This window comes from Microbacterium longlingense (assembly GCF_058349825.2).
The window spans coordinates 349081-374119 of the sequence record NZ_JBYRJA020000002.1; the positions used below are offsets into that span (position 1 = coordinate 349081).

The window sequence follows — 25039 nt, forward strand, 5'->3', positions numbered from 1 at the left end:
CAGCCGAGCGTGCGACGCGTGCTCGCGGGAGAGCGCACGTGAGAAGAGTGGGCGGGGCTCTCGTAGACTGGGGGGATCATGGCTACTTTCGGCACGCTCTCCGACCGGCTCACTGAGACCTTCCGGAACCTCCGCACCAAGGGCAAGCTCACCGCCGCCGATGTCGACGGCACGGTGCGCGAGATCCGTCGCGCTCTGCTGGACGCCGACGTCGCGCTTCCGGTGGTCAAGGAGTTCACCGCCAAGGTGCGCGAGCGCGCCCTCGGAGACGAGGTCAACCGCGCACTCAACCCCGCGCAGCAGGTGGTCCAGGTCGTGAACGAGGAGCTCGTCGCGATCCTCGGCGGGCAGCAGCGCCGTCTGGAGTTCGCCAAGAACCCTCCCACCGTCATCATGCTCGCGGGCCTGCAGGGGTCGGGAAAGACGACCTTCGCCGGCAAGCTCGCCAAGCAGCTCTCGGCCGATGGACACACGCCTCTTCTCGTGGCGTGCGACCTCCAGCGCCCGAACGCGGTCAACCAGCTGCAGGTGGTCGGCGAGCAGGCCGGAGCGACGGTCTACGCCCCGCAGCCGGGCAACGGCGTCGGTGATCCGGTGCAGGTCGCCCGTGACGGGGTCGAGCACGCTCGGCGCCAGTTGCACGATGTGGTGATCATCGACACCGCTGGTCGGCTGGGCGTCGACGCCGAGCTGATGAAGCAGGCCTCGGACATCCGCCGCGCCACCACGCCGGACGAAGTGCTGTTCGTCATCGACGCGATGATCGGGCAGGATGCGGTCAACACCGCCAAGGCCTTCCAGGAGGGCGTCGATTTCACGGGCGTGGTGCTGAGCAAGCTCGACGGCGACGCCCGCGGTGGCGCTGCGCTGTCTGTCGCGTCGGTCACCGGGCGCCCGATCATGTTCGCTTCGACGGGGGAGCGTCTGGACGATCTCGAGGTCTTCCACCCCGACCGCATGGCGAGCCGCATTCTCGACCTCGGTGACATCCTCACCCTGATCGAGCAGGCGCAGCAGGCGTTCGACGAGGCAGAAGCCCTCAAGGTCGCCGAGAAACTGGCGACAGAGACATTCACGCTCGAGGACTTCCTGGAGCAGATGCAGCAGCTCAAGAAGATGGGCTCGATGAAGAAGATGCTCGGGATGCTGCCGGGCATGGGCCAGATGAAGCAGCAGCTCGAGGACTTCGACGAGCGGGAGATCGACCGCACGGAGGCGATCATCCGGTCGATGACCCCGGGCGAGCGTCGTAACCCGAAGATCCTCAACGGCTCGCGTCGTCAGCGCATCGCGCGCGGTTCCGGCATGACCGTGACGGATGTGAACCAGCTCGTCAATCGTTTCGAGCAGGCCGCCAAGATGATGAAGACCGTTGCGCGCGGCGGCACGCCCAACATCCCCGGGATGGGTCCGATGCCCGGCATGGGGCGTCCCGGCGCGTCGGCCAAGCGTGGCAAGAAGGGCAAGGGCGCTGCGGGATCTCGATCGGGGAACCCGGCCAAGCGGGCTGCGGAGAACGCGGGCATCGCGGCGGCGGAGCCCACCGGCTCCGGCTTCGGCCTGGGCGGTGCGAAGGCCCCGACCGAGAGTGATCTGGCCGAGATCCAGAAGCTCTTCGGCAAGGGGTGACGACGCGGCGCGACGAAGCGGCATGACGACACGGCGTGACGAAGCGGCGCGCTCCATGCCCCGCCGTGCACCGTGCCCGCGGCGGTCCGCCGCCGCATGCCGCACCGCCGGCGACGACCGCGCCCGCGGCGCGCGCCCGGATACGGTCGTGCAGCGGCGAGACACGGCCCGGTGAGGGCACGAATGCCGGGAGATCGTGATATCTATAGGCTGAGTGGTTTCGCACGATCGCGCAACCTGAATGCAGAAGTGTGCACATACGTGCCGAAGACGCAAGGATGACGATGACGGGTCCGGACAGCGGGGTTGACGCGCGCGAGGATCGGCGGATGCTGTCTGCGCTCAAAGCGGCCCAGCTCTATTACATGCAGGACCGGACGATGGAGACCATCGCCCGCGAGCTCGGGACATCGCGGTCGTCTGTGTCCCGTCTGCTGAGCCACGCCAGGGAGACCGGTCTGGTGGAGATCCGCATCCACTCGCCGCGGGAGCACGGCGCGAGCCTCGAGGAGGCACTGCACGACCGGTACGGGGTACGCGCAGACGTCGTGCCCGTGCCGCCCGCCGCCAGCCACGTCGATCGGCTCGATCGGGTCGCGATGACCGCGGCTCGTGTGCTGGCGGGATTCATCGAGTCCGAGATGACGGTGGGCGTGGCGTGGGGCTCGACCGTGAGCGCGATCAGCAGACATCTGCCGCGCAAGGAGACCCACAACACCACGATCCTCCAGCTCGCGGGCGCCGGCAACGTCGAGAGCAGCGGCATCGACTACGCCAGTGAGATCCTGTCCCGCTTCGGCCGGGCCTTCTCCGCCCAGGTTCAGCAGTTCCCGGTCCCTGCGCTGTTCGACGACGCGGAGACAAAGAACGGCATGTGGCGCGAGCGCAGCATCCGCCGGGTGCTGGATCTCCAGAAGCGCATGGACATGGTCATCTTCGGCCTCGGCTCTCCGTTCGCCGAGGTGCGCAGTCGCCTCTACATCGGCGGGTATCTCGGGCCGGAAGACCAGCGGATCCTCCTGGAGGATCGGGTGGTCGGCGACCTGGCCACGGTGTTCTACCGTGCCGACGGCTCCTGGCGCGACGTACGCCTCAACGCACGTGCCACCGGACCGAGCCTGGAGCGTCTGCGCAAGGTCGCCCGGCGCATCTGCGTGGTCTCGGGCGTGCCCAAGGCGGCGAGCCTGCGCGGGGCGCTGGCCGCCGGGATGATCACCGACCTGGTGATCGATGAGGACCTCGCGCGACGTCTGCTCGAGAGCAAGGAACGCTGACCGCGTCATTCGTCGTCGACGGGAGACGCCGGTCCGGCGCGGAATTCGCGGATGAGATGCTGCACGACCTCGCGCAGATCCCCTCCCGAAGCATCCGCGACCGCGAGCTGGCGGGCGAAGCTCGGTCCGTTCTCGGAGATGCCCCGCACGCGCGCGAACTCGCGGGCGCAGCCGAGTTCGACGGCGATCGGCTGAAGCCGGTCCAGGGTCTCGCCGAGGTGGTCACGCAGATTGCGCTGATGACCCAGGGAGTCCACGATCACGTCGGTGTCCAGCCCGTAGCGCGCGGTGCGCCACTTGTTCTCCCGATGGAACCACGGCGAGAGCGCCGGAAGGGCACGTCCCTCGTCCCATTCCCGGGAGAAGTGCTCGGTGAGCACCTGGATGAGGGCGGCGAGGGCGGCCAGCTCCGGCAGCGTCGACATCCCGTCGCAGGCCCGCACCTCGATCGTGCCCCACCGGGGAGCGGGGCGGATGTCCCACCGGATCTCGGTCGCATCGGCGATGACCCCCGCGCGGACCATCCCGTCCAGATACTCCTCGAACTCCGCCCAGTCGGCGAGGGGCCAGGGCAGCCCGGCCGTCGGCAGCTGCTGGAAGACGAGCGCCCTGTTCGACGCGTACCCGGTGCGCTCGCCCGCCCAGAACGGGCTCGACGCCGACAGTGCCTGCAGGTGCGGCAGATAGCAGGACAGTGCGGCGATGATCGGGAGCACCTTGTCGCGGTTCTCCACTCCGATGTGCACGTGCACGCCCCAGATCATCATGTTGCGCCCCCACCACTGGGTACGCTCGATGAGCGAGTGGTACCGGGTCTTCTCGGTGATGCTCTGGTCGTACCACTGCGCGAACGGGTGGCTCCCGGCAGACAAGAGGGTAAGACCGGCCGGATCGGTGACCGCGCGCACGCTCGTGACGGCCTCCGCGATATCGGCGATCGCATCGGCGACCGAACCGCCGATGCCGCTGGTGACCTCGATCGTGTTCGTCAGCAGCTCGCCGGTGACCGTGTACCGGGCATCCTCGGTGTCGCCGAGGGCGTCCAGCACCTCGGGCGCGCGCCCCGCGAGATCACCGGTCTGCGGGTCCGCGAGCATGATCTCCCACTCCAACCCGACGGTGGAGCGTCTCGACAGCGCGAATTCCTGGGCCACGGGGCAAGTCTGACACCCGGCGGTGCGTGAGGACAGTGGGGACCCCCCGCATGTCGCAGCGTGTCGCGCGGCGGCGTGTCTGCGGCGCCCCTGTTCGCCCCTTCCCCGGGGATCTGGCAGAATGGGATGTCGGATGTCGCGCTCGACCCTCTATCCAGCGTCGGCGTCCACCCATTGAGCTTCCGCCGGATGTGCACCCCACGCTCCAGGCGACGTTCGTTCCCTTCCACACCATTCAGGAGAATCGTGGCTGTCAAGATCCGTCTCAAGCGCCTGGGCAAGATCCGTGCGCCGTACTACCGCATCGTCGTCGCCGACTCGCGCACCAAGCGCGACGGTCGTGTGATCGAGGAGATCGGCAAGTACCACCCCACCGAGGAGCCCTCCTTCATCGAGGTCGACTCCGAGCGCGCGCAGTACTGGCTCTCCGTCGGCGCCCAGCCGACCGAGCAGGTCGCCGCCATCCTCAAGATCACGGGCGACTGGGGCATCTTCAAGGGCGACAAGGACGCCAAGTCCACCCTGAAGACCGCCGAGCCGAAGGCGGCCTTCGAGGTCGATGGCGCGAAGAAGTCGGTCATCAAGCCCAAGGCCGAGAAGAAGGCTCAGGAGGCCCCCGCCGAGGAGGCTCCGGCCGCCGAGGTCGTCGACGAGGCCGCTGAGGCCGTCGCCGAGGCCGCAGAGTAATCGTGCTCGCCGCCGCGCTCGACCACATCGTCCGGGGGATCGTCGATCACCCGGACGACGTCCGCATCGATTCGTCCTCGTCTCCGCGTGGAGACCTGCTGGAGGTGCACGTGCACCCTGACGACCGCGGACGCGTGATCGGGCGCGGTGGACGCACCGCCAAGGCCCTGCGCACCGTCATCGATGCTCTCGCCGACGGGCGCCGCGTGCGCGTCGACGTCGCGGACGACTGACGTGTCTCAGGACGCACCGGCCAAGAACCAGTTGCGCGTCGGACGCCTGCTCAAGGCGCACGGCCTCAAGGGCGCGCTCAAGGTGGAGCTGTACACCGACGATCCGGAGCGCCGGTTCGTCCCGGGGGCGGAGTTCACCCTCCAGGTCCCCGAGTCCTCCCCGTGGCACGGGAAGAGCGTCGTCGTTCGCGACTTCCGCATGATGAACGGCAGCGCCGTACTGTTCCTCGACGGCGTGGAGGACCGCAACGCGGCCGAGGAGCTCGTCCGGGCGATCCTCTGGTTCGATCAGGACGCCGCGGTGGAGGAGCCAGAGGACGACGCCTGGTACGACCATCAGCTCGTGGGCCTGGACGTCTACCGTGACGACGCCAGAGTGGGCCGTGTCATCCGCGTCGACCACCTCCCCGCGCAGGACCTGCTGATCGTCTCGGTCTCCGGCGGTGGCGAGGTGATGGTGCCCTTCGTCTCGGCGATCGTGCCGGAGGTCGATATCGCCGCCGGCCGCGTGATCGTGACCCCGCCCCCCGGCCTCTTCGACGAGGAGGCCGCTGAGGTGGTCATTCCCGCTCCCGGATCCGCGCAGGCGGACGGCGAGGCCGCGGCCGACTGAGGGGGCGGAGCCATCGTGCGCATCGATATCGTCTCGATCTTCCCGTCGTTCTTCGACACTCTCGCGCTCTCGCTCCTGGGCAAGGCGCGCGACAACGGTCTGCTCGACATCCGGGTGCATGATCTGCGGCAGTGGACCAGCGACCGCCACCGCACCGTGGACGACACCCCGTACGGCGGCGGCGCCGGCATGGTCATGAAGCCGGAGCCCTGGGGCCGCGCGCTCGACGACCTCATCGCGCCTGGGGAGCGTCCGGTCATCATCTTCCCCTCGCCGGCGGGCGAGGTCTTCACCCAGCGCACGGCGCGCGCCCTTTCCGGACGGGAGCACCTCATCTTCGGGTGCGGTCGCTACGAGGGGATCGACGAGCGTGTCTTCGACGAGTCGGCGGAGCGCGGCGAGGTGCGCCTGATCAGCCTCGGCGACTACGTCCTCAACGGGGGAGAGGTCGCGGCGATGGCGATGATCGAGGCGGTCGGCCGGCTGATCCCCGGTGTCGTCGGAAACCCGGAGAGCCTGGTCGAGGAGTCGCACGAGGACGGCCTGCTCGAGTATCCGTCGTACACGAAGCCGGCTCTGTGGCGCGGTCGCGAGGTCCCGGACGTGCTCCTCAGCGGCAATCACGGGCGTATCGCGGCCTGGCGCCGTGAACAGCAGATCGAGAGAACCCGCACGCGCCGTCCCGACCTGCTCCCGCCCGGAGCCTGAACGCCGCCGAGCCTGCCCGCCCGGCGGCGCCCGGTACGCGACGCCGCAGCAAGGCGATGCGAGCACGAGCGGCACGGCGGAGAGCCGCGATCCCGCTGGATCGTCCCGGTCCCGGTAGAATCGCCGGGACATGTCACCACGCGCCTCTTCTCCTCTGCAGCCCGCCGCGACGCCGCCCGCGCAGATCCGCAACTTCTGCATCATCGCCCACATCGACCACGGCAAGTCCACCCTGGCCGACCGGATGCTGCAGATCACCGGCGTCGTCGCCGACCGGGACATGCGGGCGCAGTATCTCGACCGCATGGACATCGAGCGTGAGCGTGGCATCACCATCAAGAGCCAGGCCGTGCGCATGCCCTGGCAGCGCGACGGGGAGACCTTCGCGCTCAATATGATCGACACCCCTGGTCACGTCGACTTCACCTACGAGGTCTCCCGCTCCCTTGCCGCCTGCGAGGGAGCTGTGCTCCTCGTCGACGCCGCCCAGGGCATCGAGGCGCAGACGCTGGCCAACCTCTATCTCGCGCTCGAGAACGATCTGCAGATCATCCCGGTGCTCAACAAGATCGATCTCCCCGCCGCGGACCCGGACAAGTTCGCCAAGGAGCTCGCCGACCTCATCGGCGGCAGCCCCGACGACGTGCTGCGGGTCTCTGGCAAGACCGGCGTCGGCGTCGAGGATCTTCTCGACCGCATCGTCGACGGCATCCCCGCGCCGACCGGTGACGCCGATGCGCCGGCGCGCGCGATGATCTTCGACTCCGTCTACGACTCCTACCGCGGCGTCGTGACCTATGTGCGCATGGTGGACGGGGAGCTGAAGCCCCGTGAGCGCATTCAGATGATGTCGACCAAGGCCACCCACGAGCTCCTCGAGATCGGTGTGTCCAGCCCCGAGCCGGTGCCCACCAAGGGTCTCGGCGTCGGGGAGGTGGGCTATCTCATCACGGGTGTGAAGGATGTCCGCCAGTCGAAGGTCGGTGACACTGTCACAGACTCCCGCAAGCCGGCGACCGAGGCACTGCCCGGATACACCGACCCCAAGCCGATGGTGTTCAGCGGCATCTACCCGATCGACGGCAGCGACTACGCAGAGCTGCGCGAGGCGCTGGACAAGCTCAAGCTCTCCGATGCCTCGCTGCAGTACGAGCCGGAGACCTCTGTCGCCCTGGGCTTCGGCTTCCGATGCGGCTTCCTGGGCCTGCTGCACCTGGAGATCATCACGGAACGGCTCTCGCGCGAGTTCGGCCTGGATCTCATCACCACAGCTCCGAGCGTGATCTACCAGGTCACGACGGACACCGGCGATGTGGTGACGGTGACGAACCCGAGCGAGTACCCGGACGGCCGGGTGGCTTCGGTGTCTGAGCCGATGGTGAAGGCGGCGATCCTGCTGCCCAAGGACTATGTCGGCACCGTGATGGAGCTGTGTCAGTCCCGGCGCGGTGCCCTGCTGGGAATGGAGTACTTCTCCGAGGAGCGCGTCGAGCTGCGGTACAACATCCCTCTCGGCGAGATCGTCTTCGACTTCTTCGACCAGCTGAAGTCGCGTACCCAGGGCTACGCGAGCCTCGATTACGAGCCGTCCGGAGAGCAGGAGGCCGACCTCGTCAAGGTCGACATCCTGCTGCAGGGCGAGAAGGTCGACGCGTTCAGCTCGATCGTCCACCGCGACAAGGCCTACGGCTACGGCACGATGATGGCCGAGCGGCTGCGCAAGCTCATCCCTCGCCAGCAGTTCGAGGTGCCGATCCAGGCCGCGATCGGCGCGCGGGTGATCGCCCGCGAGAACATTCGCGCGATCCGCAAGGACGTTCTGGCCAAGTGCTACGGCGGTGACATCAGCCGGAAGCGCAAGCTCCTCGAAAAGCAGAAGGAGGGCAAGAAGCGCATGAAGATGGTCGGTCGCGTCGAGGTTCCCCAGGAGGCGTTCATCGCCGCGCTCTCCGGGGACGTCGAGGGCAAGAAGTAGGCCGCGCGCACCGTCGCGGTGTCTGTCGGGAGTTTCTTGACGTGACACCGCGACACGTGACAGACGGCGTCCAGGAACCCCCAGTAGGCTGAGAACATGCGGCGCGGAACGTTCACGGACGACAGAGTCGACTACGCGGCCGTCGGGGCGAGTCAGGCACCGGACCTCATGCGCTACCCGCCGGAGCGCAGCATTCCCGCCGAGGCGTCCTGGCGGATCGGCAGCGGTGAGGACCGTTTCCGGTCCTCGGCAGACTCTCTGCTGGCATGGACGGCGCAGAAGGCCGCGGGCCTGTCCGTCGACAACATCCGTCCGGCGTCCGGGCCGGCGTACTCCGGTGTCAGTTTCGACGCCGAGGGCGCGCCGATCGCCCCGTCGCGGCGGGAGATCGACCAGCGGTTCGATCCCGAGGGCACGCCCTACGTCGCGTCCGGCACGACCGTGCACCTGCACGGCAGGGTCGCGGGCATGAATGCCGACGCCGAACTGCGCGTCGTGTCCGTCTTCGAGGAGCGTCGTCGCGTGGGGTTCATCCTGGGCACCGTCGGCGGCTCCGCGGTCAGCGGCGAGGAGTCCTTCGAGATCGACTGGCGCGAGGACAGCGACGAGGTGTGGTTCACCGTGCGTGCGTTCGACGCCCCGGTCGGCCTGCTGTACCGACTCGTGCCGTATCTGGTCAAGCGTCGTCGCCGTGAGCTGTTCACGCTGTACCTGCGGGCGATCTCTCCGTTGTACGCCACCCCGGCCTGATGGCCCCCGCGCTTCCGCAGGGGGATCCGGCGCCGCGTGACGGCCTGCTCCCCGCCGATGTCCGCGTCGAGGCGGATACGCCGCTGTCCGCCTATGTGCACGTGCCGTTCTGCACGGTCCGGTGCGGCTACTGCGACTTCAACACCTACACGTCGGATCAGCTGCGCGGCGTGAGCCGATCGGACTACGCCGGCACCGTTGTGGCAGAGATCGCGCTGGCCCGCACCGTGCTCTCCGTGGAGCGACCGCTGTCGACCGTGTTCTTCGGCGGCGGTACTCCCACGCTGCTGCCGCCCGGTGATCTGGCCCGGATGCTGCACGGCCTGGTCGACACGTTCGGTCTCGTCCCGGATGCCGAGGTCACGGTCGAGGCGAATCCGGACACGGTCACCCCCGCGGTCGCCGATGCGCTGCGCGCCGCTGGCGTGACCCGGTTGTCGATCGGGATGCAGTCGGCGGTGCCGCACGTCCTCGCCGCGCTGGACCGGACGCACGATCCGGAGAACGTCGCCACCGCGGTTGCGGCGGCCACGGCCGCGGGCCTCGCGGTCAGCCTCGACCTCATCTACGGTGCGCCAGGGGAGAGCCTCGCCGACTGGGAGCGTTCCCTCGACGCCGCCCTCGCCCTGGAACCCGGCCACATGTCGGCCTACGCGCTGATCGTCGAAGAGGGCACCGCGCTGCATCGCCGGATCCGCCGGGGCGAGCTCGCCGCACCGGACGACGATCTGCAGGCCGACATGTACGAGCTGGTCGACGAGCGGCTCAGCGCCGCCGGTCTGCACTGGTACGAGGTGAGCAACTGGGCGCGCAGCGAGCGCGAGCGTTCCCAGCACAATCTCGCCTACTGGCGCGGCCACGACTGGTGGGGGTTCGGTCCCGGCGCCCACAGCCATGTCGCCGGAGTGCGCTGGTGGAACGTGAAGCACCCGGCCGCGTACGCCGGCCGCCTCGCCGATGGGTCCTCTCCGGCGGCGGGCCGGGAACGGCCGGATGCCGATGCGCTGCTCCTCGAGCGCATCATGCTGGGGACCCGCCTGTCGGAGGGCATGGCGGTGAGCGATCTGCCCGCGGAGAGCAGATCCCGGGTGGCCGCGCTCATCGCGGATGGCCTGGCGGATGCCGGATCCGCCCTGCGCGGACGCGTACGACTGACCCGGCGCGGACGGCTGCTCGCAGACGCCGTGGTGCGCGAGCTGCTGGACTGACCGGCGCGAAAGGCCGCGCCCCGGCGGCGGAACCGGTAGAATTGGCACTCGCCGACGCGGAGTGCCAGAAATTCCGCGTCATGGACGCAAAAACAACCACATTGACTATCAGGCAGGAGGGCTCGCATGGTCACCGAGAGAAGCCTTCGCGTCCTCCGAGCGATCGTCGAGGACTATGTCGCCTCCAACGAGCCCGTTGGCAGCAAGTCGCTCGTCGAGCGACACGCGTTCGGTGTGTCCGCAGCGACGATCCGCAACGACATGGCGCAGCTCGAGGAGGAGGAGCTGATCGCGGCCCCGCACACCTCGTCCGGTCGGGTGCCGACCGACAAGGGCTACCGCGTCTTCGTCGATCATCTGGCCCGTTTGCGCCCGCTCAGCAGCGCGCAGCGGACCGCCATCGAGAGTTTCCTGAGTGAGCCGACGGACCTCGACGACATCATGGCCCGTTCCGTGCGGGTGCTCACGCAGCTCACCGGGCAGGTGGCGCTCGCCCAGTACCCGACGTTCGCCCAGGCGCACGTGACGCACATCGAGATGGTGGCCCTCAGCTCCCGGCGGATGCTGGTGATCCTCGTCACGGATGCGGGCGGGGTGTCCCAGCGCATCGTGCAGCTGCCGGTGGAGATCGAGCAGACCGCGGTTCCCGCGCTGCGCGTGCGTCTCGCCGCTCAGCTCACCGGCCGCTCCGTGCGCGAGGCGTCGGACGGCGTGCGGATCGCCCTCGCCGAGGACGATCCGTCGCCGCTCGGGCTGGTGCGCGCTGCGCTGCTGCGGGTGGTGGCCGAGGAGCTCGAGGGGTTCCGACAGGAGCGGCTCGTGATGGCGGGGGCGGCGAACCTCGCGCGGCGCGAGCATGACTTCCGCGGCAGCATCCACCCGCTGCTGGAAGCGATCGAGGAGCAGGTGACCCTGCTGCGCCTCATGAGCGAGATGGTGGCAGACGAGCACGGCCTGGCAGCCAGCATCGGTGCCGAGAACGAGGCCTTCGGCCTGACCCAGGCCTCGGTGATCGCGAGCGACTACGCCGGGCCGGCCGGCACGGCCAGGGTGGCCGTGATGGGGCCGACGCGGATGGACTATCCGAGCAACCTCGCGGTGGCGCGGGCCGTGGCCCGCTACCTGTCGCGGTTGCTCGAAGAGGACGAGACCGGACGATGAACCCCCATACGCCAGCCGACCGGGTCGGCGCGGCCGGGGAGGAAAGGTGAAAGTGGCAGACCACTACGACGTGCTCGGGGTGTCGCGCGACGCCAGCGAGGACGAGATCAAGAAGGCCTACCGCCGGCTCGCCCGGCAGCTGCATCCGGATGTGAACCCGGGTGACGAGGCCGCGGAGCGGTTCAAGCTGGTCACCCACGCCTACGATGTCCTGAGCGACCCGGATTCGCGCCGTCGCTACGACATGGGCGGCGACGACGGCGGCTTCGGCGGCTTCGGCGGGTTCGGGGACATCTTCGAGACGTTCTTCGGTGCCGCCGGCGGCGCGCGTGCCGCCCGGCCGCGATCCCGCCGGGAGCGCGGTCAGGACTCCCTGGTGCGCGTCGACCTCGACCTCGGCGACGTCGTGTTCGGCGTGCACCGCGACATCGAGGTCGACACCGCTGTCCTGTGCGAGGAGTGCCAGGGTTCGTGCTGTCAGCCGGGCACCCAGCCGGTGCGCTGCGACATCTGTGGTGGTTCCGGCCAGGTGCGCCAGCAGGTGCGGAGCCTGCTCGGCAACGTGGTCACCAACCAGCGCTGCGGATCGTGCGAGGGGTATGGCACGACGATCCCGCATCCCTGCACCACGTGCCACGGTCGCGGGCGGGTGCGCTCCCGGCGCACCGTCTCGCTCGACATCCCGGCCGGTGTGGAGACCGGGCTGCGCCTGCAGCTCCCGGGCTCGGGAGAGATCGGCCCGGCGGGCGGCCCGAACGGCGATCTCTACGTCGAGGTCTCCGTCGCCCCGCACCCGGTCTTCAGCCGTGAGGGCGACGACCTGCTGGCGACCGTCGAGGTCGCGATGACCGACGCGGTGCTCGGCACCGCCGTGACCGTCGACGGGCTCGATGGGCCCGTCGATCTGGAGATCCGACCCGGGGTGCAGGCCGGTGACGTCCTGACGATCAAGGGGCGCGGGATCACCCCGCTCCGTGGCACGCAGCGCGGCGATCTGCGCGTGGGCGTGCAGGTGGTCACGCCGACCCGCCTCGACGCCAAGCAGCGCGCGCTCATCGAGCAGTTCGCGGCGCGGGCCAAGCCGCCCAAGCCTCGTCTGTCGGAGTTCCATCAGGGGCTGTTCTCCAAGCTCCGCGACCGTTTCCGCACCGGCTGATCCGATGGCGCTGCACTTCGTCGTCGATGCCGCCGCGCACGCCGGTCCTGGCGACCTCATCGAGCTCGTCGGGGCGGAGGCGAAGCACGCCGCCGCCGTGCGTCGTGTGCGCGAGGGCGAGGAGCTCACGGTCGGCGACGGAGCGGGGGCCTGGCTGACCGGTCGCGCGGAGGGCGTGTCGCCGGCGCGTGTCGGCGTGCGGATCACCGCCCGCCAGGATGTGCCGCCCGTGAGCCAGCGCGTTGTGCTCGCCCAGGCGCTCGCGAAGGGCGACCGGGATGAGCTTGCGGTGCAGGCCGCGTGCGAGCTCGGTGTGGACGAGATCGTGCCGTGGCAGGCGGCGCGCAGTGTCTCGCGCTGGAGCGGGGACAAGCGTGTCAAGGGCCGCGCCCGCTGGGAGAGCATCGTGCGGGAGGCCGCGAAGCAGGCGCACCGCGCTTGGATACCCCCGGTCTCAGAGCCCGCGACGACGGAAGAACTCGCTGAGCGTGCCGAGCGCATCCTGGTGCTGGAGCCGACGGCGGAGACAGCGCTGTCGTCGATCGTGCCGGACGGGCGCGACGTGCTGCTGGTCGTGGGCCCGGAGGGCGGGATATCCCCGGACGAGATCGCCGCCCTCGCGGACGCGGGAGCGGAGACGGTCCGACTCGGAGACACCGTGTTGCGCACGTCGACAGCGGGCCCTGCGGCGATCGCCGTCCTGTCGACGGCGCTCCGGCGCTGGTAGCGGGTGCCGGCGGAGGTTCTCGCCACCGGGCGCGCGCGGCCGCCGCGATGACGGAGGCTCCCCGTAGACTTGTGGCATGAGCGAACCCTCGATCTTCACCCGGATCCTGAACGGCGAGATCCCCGGCGAGATCCTCGCGAGCACCGACCGCGTCTTCGCGTTGCGAGACATCGCACCGCAGGCGCCCCTGCACGTGCTCGTGATCCCGAAGACCGAGGAGTACCGCACCGTCGCGGAGCTTGCGGCGGGCGATCCCGGCCTCATGGCCGAGATGGTGGCGCTGGCCGCTCAGATCGCCGCGGAGCACGCCGACGGCGACTTCCGCCTCCTGTTCAACAACGGCCCCGGCGTCGGGCAGACCGTGCCCCATGTGCACGGCCATGTCCTCGCTGGCGCCCTCGGCGAAAAGAGTCTTGTCGGTGCCTGACACCCCGGACAATCCCTCCGCGGCCTCGGCCGCACGTCCCGAAGACGCGTCTGCGCGCGCCGTGACAGAACGCATTCAGGTCGACGGCGTCGCGATGGTCCAGCTTCTGGGGCCGCAAGACCGCCTGCTGCGCGTGCTGGAGGCGCAGCATCCGGAGGTCGACGTGCACGTGCGGGGGAACACCGTCACCCTGTCCGGAGAGCCGGGCAGGGTGAGCGCGGCACAGGACCTCGTCCAGGAGCTGATCACGATGACGCGCTCGGGGCACGATCTCACGCCCGGCGACGTCACGACCTCGGCCCGTATCCTCGATCGCGGCGCCGGCCCCCGTCCGAGCGAGGTGCTCGGCGAGGCGATCCTCTCCACCCGCGGTCGGGTCATCCGGCCCAAGACAGCGGGCCAGAAGGCCTATGTCGACGCGATCGATGAGAGCACGATCGTGTTCGGAATCGGCCCGGCCGGAACCGGCAAGACCTACCTCGCGATGGCCAAGGCCGTTCAGGCGCTCCAGCGCAAGGAGGTCGAGCGGATCATCCTCAGCCGTCCGGCGATCGAGGCGGGGGAGCGGCTGGGCTTCCTTCCCGGCACGCTCACCGACAAGATCGATCCGTATCTGCGCCCCCTCTACGATGCGCTGGGCGAGATGATGGACCCGGAGATCGTTCCCAAGCTCATCGCGACGGGGACGATCGAGGTCGCCCCGCTCGCCTACATGCGCGGGCGGGCGCAACCGCTGGACGCGCGCGTTCTGACGCCCGCGGGTTTCGTGCCGATCGGCTCCGTGCGGGTCGGTGATCTGGTGGTCGGGTCCGACGGGGAGCCGACGCCGGTGCTGGGCGTCTTCCCGCAGGGGCGCAAGCCGGTCTACCGGTTGCGCGCGCAGGACGGCGCGTCGACCCGGTGCTGCGCCGAGCACTTGTGGACCGTGACGATGCACGACGACCACGGCGACGAGACGCCGCGGGTGCTGCAGACGTCTGAGATGATCGGGCGTCTGGAGCAGGGCGACGGGCATCGCTTCGAGCTTCCCGTGGTGCGAGCGGTGCACATGCCGAGCAGATCGGTGCCGATGGACCCGTACGCGCTCGGTCTGCTCCTCGGCGGGGTCCGCCGCGCCGCGGAGACCGACACGACGTCCGCCTCTGCGGCAGACGAGACGATCGCCCACCTGCGGGCAGCGCTTCCGGGCGTCGCGGCGATGGACCAGGGTCGGACGGAGACGGGTCACGGCAGCGTCATCGTCGCGGACCCCGTGACCGCGGCCCTCCGGGAGCTCGGTCTCGGCGGCATGACCTCGACGAGCACGTTCGTGCCGCCGGAGTACCTCGTCAACACCATCGAGGTCAGGCTCGGGGTGCTCCAGGGGCTTCTGGACACCGACGGCGGATTCGTCGCGGCGCAGGGGAGCTCGTGCCGCGTGCAGTACGCCACCGCTTCCCCCAGGCTCCGGGACGACGTGGTGCATCTCGTCCGGTCGCTCGGCGGCATCGCATCATTCCCGACGGAGCCGGCGGACCGGCGCCCTCTGGGTCGGGACGAGACCAGCGAGGCGCGTCGCGCGCCCGGCGCCTTCGTCATCGACATCCGGCTTCCCGACGGGATCGAGCCGTTCCGGCTCGCCCAGAAGCGCGGGATCTACGACGCGGCTCGGCCGGCGCGTCCGCGGCGTCATGTGGATGCCATCGTGGCGGATGGCGAGGCGGAGACGGTCTGCATCCAGGTCGCGGCGCTGGACTCGCTGTACGTGACGGACGACTTCCTGGTCACCCACAACACGCTCAACGACTCCTTCGTCGTGCTCGACGAGGCGCAGAACACCACGCCCGAGCAGATGAAGATGTTCCTGACCCGGCTCGGCTTCGGCACGAAGATGGTGGTCACCGGTGACATCACGCAGATCGACCTGCCGGAGGGCGCATCGGGACTGCGACTGGTGACCCAGGTCCTGAACGATATCGACGACATCGAGTTCTGCCGTCTCACGAGCGACGATGTCGTGCGTCACACGCTTGTCGGCCGCATCGTCGACGCCTACACGGAGTACGACGAGCGGCGGCTGGCCCGCCGGACGGACGGCTCTCGTGCCGACAGCGCTGCCGAGGGAGGCAACCGCGCCGAGCGCCGTGCCCACCGGAACCAGGGCACCCGTGACCGCCAGACCCAGCGAGGACGCTCATGATCGAGATCAACAACGAGTCGGCCATCGAGGTCGATGAGACCATGCTGCTGCGGCTGACCGAGTACAACCTCGCTCAGCTCAACGTGAGCCCCGACGCCGACGTCGCCATCGTGCTCGTCGACGAGGGAGCGATGGAGGCTCTCCACGTGCAGTGGATGGACGAGCCCGGCCCCACCGACGTGCTGAGCTTCCCGATGGACGAGCTCCGCCCCGGCACCGTCGACCGCCCCACGCCGCCCGGCCTGCTCGGCGACATCGTGCTGTGCCCGCAGGTGGCGGAGACGCAGGCGGCGGCCGCGGGTCACGGGCTGCTGGATGAGCTCGTGCTGCTCACGACCCACGGCCTGCTGCACCTGCTCGGCTTCGACCACGCCGAACCGGAGGAGGAGCGCGAGATGTTCGGGCTCCAGCGCGACCTGATCGTCGGCTTCGCGCATGAGGAGCGTCGAACCAGACGATGACGACCGCGATCCTGCTGCTCCTGGCGGCTTTGCTTCTGGTCGGCTTCGGTGGCCTGATGGCGGCGATCGACGCCGCCCTCGGGGTGACCTCGCGCGCGCGCCTGACGGAGATGTCCACCGGGGGGCGTGGGGCGACGGCGCTCGGCCGGATCGCTCTCGACCCCGATGCGTACGTCAACGCCGTCTCCTTCATCCGTGTCCTCTCCGAGACCACAGCGGCTGTTCTCGTGACCGTGTCGTTCACGCTGATGCTCGGGAGCATCTGGTGGGCGATGCTGGCCGCCGCCGTGCTGATGACCGGCGTGATCTTCGTCCTCGTCGGATCGAGCCCCCGCGCCGTCGGCCGCCTTCATGCGGAACGCCTGCTGCGTGCCTTCGCTCCCGTCGTGCGCGGTGTTCGCCTGAGCCTCGGTCCGCTCGCGCACGGTCTGGTGATCCTGGGTCGCCGTGTCACTCCGGGGACCGGCCGCAGCGGCTTCGCCTCGGAGGAGCAGCTGCTCAACATGGTGGACGAGGCGGCCTCCCACGATCTGATCGAGGAGGACGACCGCGACCTGATCCACTCGGTCTTCGACTTCACCGATCAGGTCGTGCGGGCCGTGATGGTCCCGCGCACCGACATGGTCACCATCAGCGCCGACAGCACGACGGAGGAGGCGATGACGCTGTTCCTGGAGAAGGGGGTCTCGCGGGTCCCCGTCGTCGACGATGAGGCCGACGACGTGGTGGGCGTGCTGTACCTCAAAGACCTCGTGGGCTTCGCCTTCCGTGACGAGCGGATCTGGCGCAACGGCTCGGTGCGCCCGATCGCGCGGGGTGCGACCTTCGTGCCGGAGTCGATGCGGGCCGAGACGCTGCTGCAGCAGATGAAGCGGGATGCCGTGCACGTGTGCATGGTCGTCGACGAGTACGGCGGGGTCGCCGGCCTGATCACACTCGAGGATCTGATCGAAGAGCTCGTGGGCGACATCTCCGACGAGTACGACGCGCGCTCCACCGAGGTCGTCGACCTCGGTGACGGACGTTACCGGGTGAGCGCCCGCCTCGGCGTCGCCGAGGTCGGCGAGCTGTTCGGCCTGGAGCTGGAGGACGACGACGTCGACTCGGTGGGCGGCCTGCTCGGCAAGCTGCTCGGGCGCGTCCCGGTGCCCGGCGCGACCGCCAGATACGGTGGGCTGGTGCTCACCGGCGGAACCTCCCGCGGCCGCGGACGCGGGCTCGCGACGGTGTTCGTCGAGCGTGTCGAGGGATCCCCGGATGACGATGATGACGATGACGTGCGCACCCTGACCGGTCCGGTCGCGGTGCGGAAGGGGGACTGAGATGACCGATCCGCAGCGAAGCGGCTTCGTGACCTTCGTCGGACGCCCGAATGTGGGCAAGTCGACGCTCACCAATGCGCTCGTGGGGGAGAAGGTCGCGATCACCAGCGACAAGCCCCAGACCACGCGGCGCGCGATCCGCGGCATCCTGAACCGGCCGGGCGGCCAGCTGGTCATCGTCGACACGCCGGGCATCCACCGCCCGCGCACCCTGCTCGGGCAGCGGCTGAACGACCTCGTCGAGCAGGTGCTCGGCGACGTCGACGTGATCGGCTTCCTGGTGCCGGCGAACGAGAAGGTCGGCCCTGGCGACCGGCGCATCGCGGCGTCGCTTGACGGATATCCGCGCGCTCGGAAGATCGCGATCGTGACGAAGGTCGATGCCGCGGGGCGGGACGAGGTCACCGAGCGCCTGCTCGAAGTCGACGCCCTGCGCGAGGACTGGGACGCGGTCATTCCGCTCTCTGCGGTCGAGGGGGTCCAGCTGGACGTGCTCGCCGACGAGCTGCTCCGTCTCATGCCGGAGGGGTCGGCGCTCTACCCGGAGGGCGTCGTGACCGACGAATCGCTCGAGGACCGCATCGCGGAGATCATCCGTGAGGCAGCTCTCGACGGTGTTCGCGACGAACTGCCGCACTCCATCGCGGTCACCATCGACGACGTCGCGCCGCGGGAGGACAGCGACCTCACCGATATCTACGCGAACATCGTGGTGGAGCGAGACAGCCAGAAGGCGATCATCATCGGCCGCAAGGGGGCGCGGCTCAAGGACGTGGGTGCCCGGGCGCGTGCCGCGATCGAACCACTCGTCGGGTCACGCGTCTACCTCGCCCTCCATGTGCGGGTGGCCAAGGAATGGCAGCGGGACCCGAAGCAGCTCGGCCGCCTCGGGTTCTGATTCCCGCAGGACGGGGCCGCTCGCCGGGTGCGCAGCGGTGGCGGAGCCTCATCGCCTCGCCGGCAGCGGTCTCCGCTGCCGGCGAGGAGGGGTACCTCTCCCGCTCGCATCGCGGTCAGTCAGACGCGCACGTCCCATGTCGTCCCGGCTCTGCTCCGTGTCGGCACGTCACGACGCAGTCGGTCTCGCGCCGTTCGATGCGGCTCAGGAGGGCGCCGGCGAGAACCGCCGTCGTACCGGCGGAAACACCGGCGATGCCGATGAAGATGACGAGGAGACCGGGGCCACTCGTCGCGGCGGCGATGGCTCCCCACACGCTCCAGGGCAGCGCGGATCCGATGCTCGCGCCGACGGTCCCGACAGTGACCCGTGACCTCTCGGTGAGCGGCGGACTGCTTCCCCCCGGAAGGACGCGCCGGCGCAGGACGACGGCGGCGAATCCGCCCGCGATCGCCGCCAGGCCGGTTCCTGCCCCGAGAATCGCGCCCAGCGTGATGCAGGAGGCGAAACCGCCCCACCCGGATTGCGCCCGATAGTCCGGGTTACCGGCCAGATAGACCGTGAGCCCGCAGAGGACGCCGATGGCCGCAGCGATCGGGACCGCACACAGGACGGTGGAGCGGTAACGCCGCCACATCATTGCGGATCGGACTCTTCGTCCGGGACAGGTTCCGGACGCGTCACGTCCAGCAGCGCATCGAGGGAACCGACACGATCGACCAGGGCATCCCAGCCGGATGAGGCGACCAGCGCGGCCTCCGCATCGGTGAGGAGACGGAGGGTGCGCACATGGCCGATCACCGAGCCATCCGGGCTGCGGACGTCATCGAACTCCGCGCCCCAGCGGGAGCCCGTTGCGACGATCGCCGAGATCTCCGTGCCGTCCAGGAAGGGCTCGGTGTTGCGCCAGGGCGTGCCCACCGGGGGAACCCGGCGCCGCGTGGCGATGTCGTCGCAGACGATGCGCAGCGCGATCATGGCGGCGCCCTGCTGGCCGTCGATGCACTCGACGGCCAGTTCGACCCGATCACCCGAGTCGGTGGGAAGGCGAGAGACGCCGGCGGTCATGACCACGACTGTTCCGGAGGCCGGTCGCTTCTCGAGCACCATGATCGATCCGCCCAGGCGCTCCTCGAACAGCCGGGGCTCCGCGCCGAGCGCTTCGAAGACGTGCATCGGGAAGGCGTTCTCGCCGGGGGCGAGCGGGATGTCCGAGCTCATGCATCCACTCTATGCACGGGCGTGAGTGACCCGTGTTCGTGTCGCCGGAAAACCGGGTGTACGATGGCGACATGCACGCTGGTGGGCTGCTCCTCCTTAGCCGCCGCGACGAGTCCCGTTTCTGAGGGCCAACTCTCGTCGCGGAGTCCGTGCTGGCCCGTTCCTCCGAGTACCGCTCGATGCCAGAGTGTCGTGCTCAGCGAAAACGAGAGAGCCCCGTCATGCAGAACTTCCAGCAGCCGTCCGCGATGCCGATCCACAAGTATCGTCCGTTCCACGAGCAGATCGGGATCGACCTGCACGACCGCACCTGGCCGGCCCAGCGCATCACGCAGGCACCGCGGTGGTGCGCCGTCGACCTGCGCGATGGCAACCAGGCGCTGATCGACCCGATGTCGCCCGAGCGCAAGCGCGTCATGTTCGAGCTGCTCGTCCAGATGGGCTTCAAGGAGATCGAGGTCGGCTTCCCCTCCGCGAGCCAGACCGACTTCGACTTCGTGCGGCAGCTGATCGAAGAGGACCTGATCCCCGACGACGTGACGATCCAGGTGCTCACGCAGTGCCGCGACCACCTCATCGAGCGCACCTACGAGGCCATCGCCGGTGCGAAGCGCGCGATCGTGCACTTCTACAACTCCACCAGCGTGCTGCAGCGCCGGGTGGTCTTCCAGGCGGACCGCGAGGGCGTCAAGAAGATCGCTCTCGAGGGCGCCCGGCTGTGCCGTGAGTTCGAGAAGCGGATCCCCGACACCGAGGTCTTCTACGAGTACTCCCCGGAGAGCTACACCGGCACCGAACTGGAGTACGCGGTCGAGGTGTGCAACGCGGTTCTGGATGTGCTCGAGCCCACCCCGGAGCGCAAGGTCATCATCAACCTGCCCGCGACGGTGGAGATGGCCACCCCCAACGTCTACGCCGACTCGATCGAGTGGATGGGTCGCCACCTGAAGCACCGCGAGAACGTCATCCTGTCGCTGCACCCGCACAACGACCGCGGCACGGCCGTGGCAGCGGCGGAGCTGGGCTACATGGCCGGCGCCGATCGCATCGAGGGCTGTCTGTTCGGCAATGGCGAGCGCACGGGCAACGTCGACCTGGTGGCGCTGGGCATCAACATGTTCACCCAGGGCATCGATCCGCAGATCGACTTCAGCGACATCGACCAGGTCAAGCGTACGGTCGAGTACTGCAACCAGCTGCCGGTGCCGGAGCGCAGCCCCTGGGCAGGGGACCTGGTGTTCACCGCATTCAGCGGATCGCACCAGGACGCGATCAAGAAAGGCTTCGAGGCGATGGCCGCCGAAGCCGCGGAGAAGGGCGTCGCGGTCGACGACCTGGAGTGGGGCGTGCCGTACCTGCCGGTCGATCCGAAGGATCTCGGGCGGTCCTACGAGGCTGTCATCCGCGTCAACTCCCAGTCCGGCAAGGGCGGCGTCGCGTACCTGCTGAAGGCAGACCACGCGCTCGACCTGCCGCGTCGTCTGCAGATCGAGTTCTCCGGCGTCGTGCAGGCCAAGACCGACGCCGAGGGCGGCGAGGTCTCGAGCGACGAGATCTGGGCGATCTTCCAGGACGAGTACCTGCCCGCAAGCGACGAGGGCGAGCGCTGGGGGCGCTTCGAACTGCTCGCCACGGAGACGCGCAGCGACATGTCCGGCGAGGTCGCCCTCGACGTGGTGCTGCGTGACGGCGACGACCGCGTGACGACGTCGGCGCGGGGCAACGGCCCTGTCGCGGCGTTCCTCGAGGTGCTGCGCGGTCAGGGCTTCGAGGTCACCGTCTACGACTACGTCGAGCACGCGATGAGCGCGGGCGGCGACGCCCAGGCCGCCGCTTATGTGGAGCTGCAGGTCGATGGTCAGCGGTTGTGGGGCGTCGGCATCGACGGCGACATCTCCACGGCTTCGCTCAAGGCCGTGGTGTCGGGCGTCAACCGCTCCATCCGCGCGCGTGCGAGCGAGCTCGCCGCGGTCTGACTCCGCCGCAAGACAGGCAGAGAGCACCAGAACAGGCGGTTCTGAGAAGAACCGGCCTGTTCTGGTGCTCTCTGCCTGTTTTCGCGGGGCCGGGCAGGTCAGCTATCGGGGCGAATGATCGGGATGGCCTGGGTCTCGGCGGCAACGCGGCGCCGGTGCAGCATCCGCTGCTCGGGAAGCGACAGGTCGAAGACCACCGCGAGCACGCGCATCAGGGTCGTGAGAGCGATCGAGATGAGCGCCGCGAGCACGATGGGCAGGCCCAGGGCGTGGGAGACGACCAGGAACGTGCACCCCAGTGCCGCTGCGACAGCGTAGAGCGAACCGACGTGCATGATCGCCACCGGCAGCCCCATGATGACGTCGCGCAGCACGCCCCCGCCGACGGCCGCGCAGACGCCGATGAAGATCGCCGGAACAGGGGGGACGCCGTGGGCGAGGGCCTTGCTGGTTCCGAACGCGCCGAACATCCCGATGACCACCGCGTCGAGCACGACGATGATCGCATTGGCGCGGGTGAGCACGCTCGCCAGAAGCATGCCAGCAAGGGACGCCCCGGTGGCGGTCAGCAGATACGCGTTGTGCTGCAGGGTCGCGGGCGGCAGGCCGATGAGGAGGTCGCGGATGAGACCGCCGCCCATCCCGATCAGGATGCCGATGATCGCCACGCCCAGGAGGTCCAGGCGCCGCTGCCCGCGGAAACCAGACGCGAACAGCGCTCCCTGGACGCCGCCGAGACCCACGCCGAGGAGATCTGCCCACAGCGGGATGGAGAACAGGGGCTCGGTCACCCCTCCATTCTCGGCCACAGGGGGATAATCGAGGAATGGCGATCTACCGGGACGAGGCTGTCGTGCTCCGCACGCACAAGCTCGGTGAGGCCGACCGCATCCTGACGCTGCTCTCTCGCCGGCACGGCAAGATCCGCGCGGTTGCGAAGGGGGTGCGCAGAACGTCGTCGAAGTTCGGCGCCCGGCTCGAGCCGTTCATGGTTGCCGACGTGCAGCTGTACCAGGGCCGCTCGCTCGATGTGGTGCAGCAGGCGGAGTCGCTGGGTGCCTACGGTGCCGACATCGCGCCGCACTACGATCGCTACACCGTCGCCAACGCGATGGCGGAGGCCGCCGATCGCCTGGTGGATGCCGAGGTCGCGAGCGATCAGTATCTGCTTCTGGTGGGGGGCCTGCGTTCCCTCGCGCGGGGTGAGCACGCCGCGCGCAGCATCCTCGACTCGTACCTGCTGCGAGCGATGATCCTCTCCGGTTGGGCGCCGACGCTCGACGACTGCGCACGCTGCGGCGCGCCGGGGCCGCACGCGGCGTTCGTCGCGCAGCTGGGCGGGGTGGTCTGCCCGCGATGCGCCCCCGCGGGCAGCGCCCGCGCGGACGGTGCCACGCTGGAGCTGCTGCGCGCCCTCATCGCCGGTCACTGGGAGACGATCGACGGTGCCGCCGCCGGAACCTCCGCCGCGGCGTCCGGTCTCACCGCGGCGTTCGCGCAGTACCATCTGGAGCGCGGCATTCGGTCTCTCGCCCAGGCGGAACCCGTCCGCTGACCGGTCGATCTGCCCCCTCCCGCCCGACAAAGGACAACGCCGCATGAGAGCATCCCGCAGCAGCCGTCTCCGCGCGGAGCGACGTATCGCTCCGCATCGGGATGCGGCCCCGTTCCGGCCGCTGGACTGGCGGGGCCCCGAGCCACCCGCCTTCCCGGCCGGCGCTGTGCCGGGACACGTGGCTGTCGTCATGGACGGCAACGGCCGCTGGGCGAACCGGCGGGGGCTGACGCGCATCGAGGGACATCGCGCGGGGGAGGAGGTGCTGCTCGATGTCGTCGCCGGGGCGCTCCAGGTCGGTGTCAAGCACCTCTCCGTCTACGCCTTCTCGACGGAGAACTGGGTGCGTTCGCCCGAGGAGGTGCGCTTCCTGATGGGCTTCAACCGGGATGTGCTCCACCGTCGACGCGATCAGCTCAACGAGTGGGGGGTGCGGGTGCGCTGGGCGGGACGTGAACCGCGGCTGTGGAAGTCGGTGATCACGGAGCTGCGGATCGCCGAGGAGCTCACCGCTGATAACGACGTGATGACCCTCACGATGTGCGTCAACTACGGCGGGCGCGTCGAGATCATCGACGCGGTGCGGCGGATGGGCGCGGAGATCGAGGCGGGCCGCCTGCGGTCGGAGGGAATCACGGAACGCACCCTGCGACGCCATCTGTACGTGCCGGACATGCCGGACGTCGACCTGTTCCTGCGCAGCTCCGGCGAGCAGCGCACCTCCAACTTCCTGCTCTGGCAGTCCGCCTATGCCGAGATGGTGTTCCTGGACACCCTCTGGCCCGACTTCACGCGGGAGGAGCTGTGGCGGGCGATCCAGATCTACCTCGACCGTGATCGGCGCTTCGGCGGCGCGGTGGACACACCGACGAGCAGCTGAGCGGGTACGCGAGGGCGTTGCCGCGAGCACTCGCAGCCGATGGGCCAGCACCAGAACGCCGCTGTCCGGGAATAGCATCCCGACCAGCGGCGTTGGGTCCGGTGTGAGCACGCCTATCTCGATCGACATCTGGTCCGACATCGCCTGCCCGTGGTGCTACATCGGCAAGCGCAATCTGGAGAAGGGGCTCGCGGAGATCGCTGACGATCCTGCGGTTCCCGATGTGGAGGTCACCTACCACTCCTTCGAGTTGGCGCCGGAGACGCCGGTGGACTTCGATGGGGATGAGATCGACTTCCTCGCCGACCACAAGGGCCTGGATCGTGCCCAGGTCGAGCAGATGCTGGCGAATGTCACTGACAGGGCGAAGGAGGCGGGGCTGGAGTACCGCTTCGACATCCTCCGGCACACCAACACCGTCAAAGCGCATGAGCTGCTGCACTTCGCCCGGGAGAAGGGCCGCCAGATCGACATGGAGGAGCGCCTGATGGCGGCGTACTTCACCGAGGGCGCCCATGTCGGCCGGGTCGACAGCCTGGTCGAACTCGCTGCGTCGATCGGCCTCGACGCCGATGAGGCACGGGAGGCGCTGGAGTCCTCCGCCTACCGCGCACTGGTCAAGCAGGACCAGGCGCAGGCACGGGCCTTCGGCATCCAGGGGGTGCCCTTCTTCGTCCTCGACGGCAAGTACGGTCTGAGCGGAGCGCAGCCGGCAGAGGCCTTCGCGCAGGCACTTCGGGAGATCGCCGCGAAGCGCGAGGAGTCACCGGCAGAACCGTCCGAGGCCTGAGCGGTCTCGGGGACGGAGCCTGCCGTCTTGCGCGCTGTCGGGGGCAGGACGGGCG

At 69.3% G+C, this 25039-nt stretch carries 24 protein-coding genes and 3 pseudogenes; 23 read left to right on the top strand and 4 right to left on the bottom strand.

What is annotated here, in order from left to right; all coding sequences use genetic code 11:
• Positions 1-78: 78 nt before the first annotated feature.
• Together ffh and AC3RXY_RS04620 are read left to right on the top strand one after the other, a co-directional pair.
• The gene (gene ffh, locus AC3RXY_RS04615; RefSeq protein WP_491509724.1) at positions 79-1629 is read left to right on the top strand and encodes a signal recognition particle protein; all 1551 of its coding nucleotides are present in this window, start codon (positions 79-81) and stop codon (positions 1627-1629) included.
• A 284-nt stretch (positions 1630-1913) separates the two neighbouring features.
• Positions 1914-2903 carry a sugar-binding transcriptional regulator gene (locus tag AC3RXY_RS04620; protein ID WP_491509725.1) on the top strand — a complete coding sequence of 330 codons (990 nt, stop codon included), beginning with the start codon at positions 1914-1916 and terminating at the stop codon, positions 2901-2903.
• A gap of 5 nt (positions 2904-2908) precedes the next feature.
• On the opposite strand, the gene AC3RXY_RS04625 is transcribed toward AC3RXY_RS04620, so the two are convergent.
• Positions 2909-4057, bottom strand: a complete 1149-nt coding sequence (locus AC3RXY_RS04625; protein WP_491509726.1) for a glutamate--cysteine ligase — start codon at positions 4055-4057, stop codon at positions 2909-2911.
• A 246-nt stretch (positions 4058-4303) separates the two neighbouring features.
• Here AC3RXY_RS04625 and rpsP point away from each other — a divergent pair, with 246 nt between their 5' ends.
• From rpsP to era, 17 genes and pseudogenes are all read left to right on the top strand, one after another.
• Positions 4304-4744 carry a 30S ribosomal protein S16 gene (gene rpsP / locus AC3RXY_RS04630; protein WP_491509727.1) on the top strand — a complete coding sequence of 147 codons (441 nt, stop codon included), beginning with the start codon at positions 4304-4306 and terminating at the stop codon, positions 4742-4744.
• Between the two features lie 2 nt (positions 4745-4746).
• Positions 4747-4977, top strand: a complete 231-nt coding sequence (locus AC3RXY_RS04635; RefSeq protein WP_491509728.1) for an RNA-binding protein — start codon at positions 4747-4749, stop codon at positions 4975-4977.
• 1 nt (position 4978) lies between these two features.
• On the top strand, positions 4979-5590 hold the full coding sequence (gene rimM / locus AC3RXY_RS04640) for a ribosome maturation factor RimM (protein ID WP_491509729.1): 612 nt from the start codon (positions 4979-4981) through the stop codon (positions 5588-5590).
• Positions 5591-5605: 15 nt separating this feature from the next.
• Positions 5606-6298, top strand: coding sequence for a tRNA (guanosine(37)-N1)-methyltransferase TrmD (gene trmD / locus AC3RXY_RS04645; protein WP_491509730.1), 693 nt, complete (start codon positions 5606-5608; stop codon positions 6296-6298).
• A 130-nt stretch (positions 6299-6428) separates the two neighbouring features.
• Complete coding sequence (gene lepA, locus AC3RXY_RS04650) at positions 6429-8273, top strand: translation elongation factor 4 (protein WP_491509731.1); 1845 nt, start codon at positions 6429-6431, stop codon at positions 8271-8273.
• A gap of 96 nt (positions 8274-8369) precedes the next feature.
• Entirely contained in the window at positions 8370-9023 is a 654-nt protein-coding gene (locus AC3RXY_RS04655; protein WP_491509732.1) for a DUF1990 domain-containing protein, read from the top strand.
• On the top strand, positions 9023-10231 hold the full coding sequence (hemW, locus tag AC3RXY_RS04660; protein WP_491509733.1) for a radical SAM family heme chaperone HemW: 1209 nt from the start codon (positions 9023-9025) through the stop codon (positions 10229-10231). Before AC3RXY_RS04655 ends, hemW begins: the two co-directional genes overlap by 1 nt.
• A 126-nt stretch (positions 10232-10357) precedes the next feature.
• The gene (hrcA, locus tag AC3RXY_RS04665; protein ID WP_491509734.1) at positions 10358-11392 is read left to right on the top strand and encodes a heat-inducible transcriptional repressor HrcA; all 1035 of its coding nucleotides are present in this window, start codon (positions 10358-10360) and stop codon (positions 11390-11392) included.
• A 52-nt stretch (positions 11393-11444) separates the two neighbouring features.
• Complete coding sequence (gene dnaJ / locus AC3RXY_RS04670; RefSeq protein WP_491509850.1) at positions 11445-12548, top strand: molecular chaperone DnaJ; 1104 nt, start codon at positions 11445-11447, stop codon at positions 12546-12548.
• A gap of 4 nt (positions 12549-12552) precedes the next feature.
• Entirely contained in the window at positions 12553-13275 is a 723-nt protein-coding gene (locus tag AC3RXY_RS04675) for a 16S rRNA (uracil(1498)-N(3))-methyltransferase (protein WP_491509735.1), read from the top strand.
• Positions 13276-13351: 76 nt separating this feature from the next.
• Positions 13352-13702, top strand: coding sequence for an HIT domain-containing protein (locus AC3RXY_RS04680; RefSeq protein ID WP_491509736.1), 351 nt, complete (start codon positions 13352-13354; stop codon positions 13700-13702).
• 94 nt (positions 13703-13796) lie between these two features.
• A pseudogene (locus AC3RXY_RS04685) lies at positions 13797-14426 on the top strand (PhoH family protein); the annotation flags it as partial.
• Between the two features lie 564 nt (positions 14427-14990).
• Positions 14991-15182, top strand: a pseudogene (locus AC3RXY_RS04690) (LAGLIDADG family homing endonuclease); the annotation flags it as partial.
• A gap of 108 nt (positions 15183-15290) precedes the next feature.
• A pseudogene (locus AC3RXY_RS04695) lies at positions 15291-15881 on the top strand (PhoH family protein); the annotation flags it as partial.
• On the top strand, positions 15878-16342 hold the full coding sequence (ybeY, locus tag AC3RXY_RS04700) for an rRNA maturation RNase YbeY (RefSeq protein WP_491509737.1): 465 nt from the start codon (positions 15878-15880) through the stop codon (positions 16340-16342). The pseudogene AC3RXY_RS04695 and the gene ybeY, both read left to right, overlap by 4 nt.
• Positions 16339-17664, top strand: coding sequence for a hemolysin family protein (locus AC3RXY_RS04705; RefSeq protein WP_491509738.1), 1326 nt, complete (start codon positions 16339-16341; stop codon positions 17662-17664). Before ybeY ends, AC3RXY_RS04705 begins: the two co-directional genes overlap by 4 nt.
• 1 nt (position 17665) lies before the next feature.
• Entirely contained in the window at positions 17666-18562 is an 897-nt protein-coding gene (gene era, locus AC3RXY_RS04710; protein WP_491509739.1) for a GTPase Era, read from the top strand.
• A gap of 115 nt (positions 18563-18677) precedes the next feature.
• On the opposite strand, the gene AC3RXY_RS04715 is transcribed toward era, so the two are convergent.
• Together AC3RXY_RS04715 and AC3RXY_RS04720 are read right to left on the bottom strand one after the other, a co-directional pair.
• Entirely contained in the window at positions 18678-19202 is a 525-nt protein-coding gene (locus tag AC3RXY_RS04715) for a hypothetical protein (RefSeq protein ID WP_491509740.1), read from the bottom strand.
• Positions 19199-19783 (bottom strand): suppressor of fused domain protein, encoded by a 585-nt coding sequence (locus AC3RXY_RS04720; RefSeq protein WP_491509741.1) that lies wholly within the window; start codon positions 19781-19783, stop codon positions 19199-19201. Before AC3RXY_RS04720 ends, AC3RXY_RS04715 begins: the two co-directional genes overlap by 4 nt.
• Before the next feature lie 221 nt (positions 19784-20004).
• On the opposite strand from AC3RXY_RS04720, the gene leuA reads away from it, so the two are divergent.
• Positions 20005-21759, top strand: coding sequence for a 2-isopropylmalate synthase (leuA, locus tag AC3RXY_RS04725; RefSeq protein ID WP_491509742.1), 1755 nt, complete (start codon positions 20005-20007; stop codon positions 21757-21759).
• A 98-nt stretch (positions 21760-21857) separates the two neighbouring features.
• Here the strand turns inward: leuA and AC3RXY_RS04730 are convergent, their stop codons facing one another.
• A complete protein-coding gene (locus AC3RXY_RS04730; protein ID WP_491509743.1) occupies positions 21858-22550 on the bottom strand; it encodes a trimeric intracellular cation channel family protein in 693 nt (230 codons plus the stop codon).
• Positions 22551-22585: 35 nt separating this feature from the next.
• Here AC3RXY_RS04730 and recO point away from each other — a divergent pair, with 35 nt between their 5' ends.
• From recO to AC3RXY_RS04745, 3 genes are all read left to right on the top strand, one after another.
• Positions 22586-23314: a DNA repair protein RecO gene (recO, locus tag AC3RXY_RS04735; protein ID WP_491509744.1), complete on the top strand. Its 729-nt coding sequence runs from the start codon at positions 22586-22588 to the stop codon at positions 23312-23314.
• Between the two features lie 43 nt (positions 23315-23357).
• On the top strand, positions 23358-24194 hold the full coding sequence (locus AC3RXY_RS04740; protein WP_491509745.1) for an isoprenyl transferase: 837 nt from the start codon (positions 23358-23360) through the stop codon (positions 24192-24194).
• Positions 24195-24297: 103 nt separating this feature from the next.
• Positions 24298-24984, top strand: coding sequence for a DsbA family oxidoreductase (locus AC3RXY_RS04745; protein WP_491509746.1), 687 nt, complete (start codon positions 24298-24300; stop codon positions 24982-24984).
• Positions 24985-25039: the final 55 nt, after the last annotated feature.